We start from the raw sequence: 1,398 nt of genomic DNA, 5'->3' as shown, positions 1-1,398 counted from the left end.
GCCGATTCGTCCAGCTCCCCGTTGTCGACTTTGGCCAGCCGGGGCTCGCTGACCTTGCCCCCGGCCTGGCCGAGATCCAGCCCAGCTACAACCTTGCGCCGACACAGCGAGCGTCGGTAATCCTGGACCGCGGCGAAGGCCGGCAGGTCACCCGCCTGGCGTGGGGCCTGCTGCCGTTCTGGGCGAAGGACAAGAAGCTGCAGGGCTCGACCATCAATGCCCGCATCGAAACAGTGGCCACCAAGCCCGCCTTCCGGTCGGCCTTCAAGAAGCGCCGGTGCGTGATCCCGATGGCCGGCTACTACGAGTGGTCAGTGAGCCCCGAGGACGGGAAGAAGGACCCGTGGTTCATCCACGCCACCGGGCCGCTACTGGCCGCCGGCCTGTGGGAGGACACTAGCCCCCTGCTGCCCGACGGCAACCTGGGCACCTTCACAATCATCACCGGCGACAGCAGCGGCGTGTCCGCCGACATCCACGACCGCATGCCTGTGTGGCTGCAGGCCGGCCAGATCGATGACTGGATCGCAGCCGGCGCCGACGACGCGATGGCCATGCTGCTGGCCAGCACGCCCCCGTCCATGGAGGCTTACCGGGTCAGCCGCGCGGTTAACACGCCGCGGAACAACCGAGAGGAGCTGTTGACCCGCGTGGCGTGATCCACCGCCGTTTTCGGCCCGGACGTCTTCAGCCATACGTCTCGTTGAAGTACGCGCGCCACTGCGAAAGCAAGCCGGCTTGCCCAGCCTCAAGGATGGGCGTTCCAAGGATGACGATGTCGCTGATGTCGCCGACGAAGCGGTTGTTGCTGTTGCCGCCGATGCTGAAATCAGCTGCGGCCGGCACATTGCCGGTTGGAACGGAAGACCTCTGGGCATAACCATCGACCTGGGCGCGAAGCGTCGTTCCGTCGAAGCTGGCGATGATCAGATGCGGAGAACTATCGGGCGGCGCAGGGCCAGTGAGGGTCAGACCGCTGTTCTTGTGCCATGCCTGCCACGCGCCATCCGCACCACACTGCAGCGCAGTCATCGTTCCGCCAGTTCCACCAGGCTGGACGATGGGCGCGGCCACCGCGCTGATCGCGCCGCGCCTGCAGTAGGCCAGGATCGAAAACACTCCGGAGAAGTAGGCAGCAGTGCCCAACAGGGTGCGGCTGAGTGCCACGCTCGGATACTTGGCGACGGAAAAATCGCCATATGCAGATGCGGCGGACATCTCAGGCCCAGGGTTCGCGCCTGCCGGCGTCAGCGGGACACCCGTCCCAACCGGAATGACGCCGGTGATGGCGCTATTAGCATCATGGACGTTGTTGCGGAGGGTGTCCTCCATGTAGTCCTGGCTGAAGGGCGAGCTCGCCTGCCGGAGGTACTTGGCGTAGGCGCGCAGCACCATCGC

At 65.7% G+C, this 1,398-nt stretch carries 2 protein-coding genes; one reads left to right on the top strand and one right to left on the bottom strand.

The features are described from left to right. Window positions 1–659, top strand: a 659-nt coding sequence (locus tag AB0E19_RS38715; protein WP_362189947.1) for an SOS response-associated peptidase, incomplete at its 5' end; no start/stop codon positions are given. Window positions 660–687: 28 nt separating this feature from the next. On the opposite strand, the gene AB0E19_RS38710 is transcribed toward AB0E19_RS38715, so the two are convergent. Further along, window positions 688–1,398 (bottom strand): LamG-like jellyroll fold domain-containing protein (locus AB0E19_RS38710; protein WP_362189944.1); only part of this gene is annotated, 711 nt, incomplete at its 5' end.

The organism is Streptomyces sp. NPDC047974, assembly GCF_040653375.1.
Taxonomy (GTDB): domain Bacteria; phylum Actinomycetota; class Actinomycetes; order Streptomycetales; family Streptomycetaceae; genus Streptomyces.
The sequence above is the reverse complement of the archived record's forward strand: the minus strand, read 5'-3'. Positions and strand labels throughout refer to the sequence as shown.